Here is a 1,605-nt window from a genome sequence, read left to right as displayed (position 1 = left end):
GCGTGGCGACGCCCTATCCTCGCAGGGAGCGATCCCCCAACTACTTTCGGCGCGTTGAAGCTTAACTTCTGTGTTCGGCATGGGAACAGGTGTATCCTTCAAGCCATCATCACCACACTGATCCGTTTCCGGATTGAAAGCTTGTGCTTTCAAAACTAAACAATATCTTCTCTTAATCGCAAACCTTCCACCTTTTAACTTGGTTAAGTCCTCGACCGATTAGTAATGGTCCGCTCCATGCGTCACCGCACTTCCACTTCCATCCTATCTACCTCATCATCTCTGAGGGGTCTTACTTCCTTAACGGAATGGGAAATCTCATCTTGAGGCGAGTTTCACACTTAGATGCTTTCAGCGTTTATCTCATCCATACATAGCTACCCAGCGATGCTCCTGGCGGAACAACTGGTACACCAGCGGTATGTCCATCCCGGTCCTCTCGTACTAAGGACAGGTCCTCTCAAATTTCCTACGCCCGCGACGGATAGGGACCGAACTGTCTCACGACGTTCTGAACCCAGCTCGCGTACCGCTTTAATGGGCGAACAGCCCAACCCTTGGGACCGACTACAGCCCCAGGATGCGATGAGCCGACATCGAGGTGCCAAACCTCCCCGTCGATGTGGACTCTTGGGGGAGATAAGCCTGTTATCCCCAGGGTAGCTTTTATCCGTTGAGCGATGGCCCTTCCATGCGGAACCACCGGATCACTAAGCCCGACTTTCGTCCCTGCTCGACCTGTCTGTCTCGCAGTCAAGCTCGCTTGTGCCTTTACACTCTGCGAATGATTTCCAACCATTCTGAGCGAACCTTTGGGCGCCTCCGTTACCTTTTGGGAGGCGACCGCCCCAGTCAAACTGCCCACCTGACACTGTCTCCCATCACGATTAGTGATGCGGGTTAGAGTGGTCATAGTGCAAGGGTAGTATCCCACCAGCGCCTCCACCGAAACTAGCGTTCCGGTTTCTACGGCTCCTACCTATCCTGTACAAGCAATACAAACACTCAATATCAAGCTACAGTAAAGCTCCATGGGGTCTTTCCGTCCTGTCGCGGGTAGCCTGCATCTTCACAGGCAATTCAATTTCACCGAGTCTCTCGTTGAGACAGTGCCCAGATCGTTACGCCTTTCGTGCGGGTCGGAACTTACCCGACAAGGAATTTCGCTACCTTAGGACCGTTATAGTTACGGCCGCCGTTTACTGGGGCTTCAATTCAGAGCTTCGCCGAAGCTAACCCTTCCTTTTAACCTTCCAGCACCGGGCAGGCGTCAGCCCCTATACTTCATCTTACGATTTTGCAGAAACCTGTGTTTTTGATAAACAGTCGCCTGGGCCTTTTCACTGCGGCTGGTCGTTAGACCAGCACCCCTTCTCCCGAAGTTACGGGGTCATTTTGCCGAGTTCCTTAACGAGAGTTCACTCGCTCACCTTAGGATTCTCTCCTCGACTACCTGTGTCGGTTTGCGGTACGGGTAGTTAGTTACTCACTAGAAGCTTTTCTCGGCAGCGTGACATCAACGACTTCGCTACTGTAATTTCACTCCCCATCACAGCTTGTCAACCCGGATTGAAACATTTAACTCCAATCCTGACTTGCTGCTTG

Annotated in this window: 2 rRNA genes; both read right to left on the bottom strand. The window is 52.1% G+C overall.

What is annotated here, in order from left to right:
- A 5S ribosomal RNA gene (gene rrf / locus FC43_RS06645) occupies window positions 1-117 on the bottom strand.
- 82 nt (window positions 118-199) lie between these two features.
- Window positions 200-1,605, bottom strand: a 23S ribosomal RNA gene (locus FC43_RS06640); the annotation flags it as partial.

The sequence above is a fragment of the Limosilactobacillus ingluviei DSM 15946 genome (assembly GCF_001435775.1).
GTDB lineage: Bacteria > Bacillota > Bacilli > Lactobacillales > Lactobacillaceae > Limosilactobacillus > Limosilactobacillus ingluviei.
This window is presented reverse-complemented; position numbering and strand designations above follow the sequence as displayed.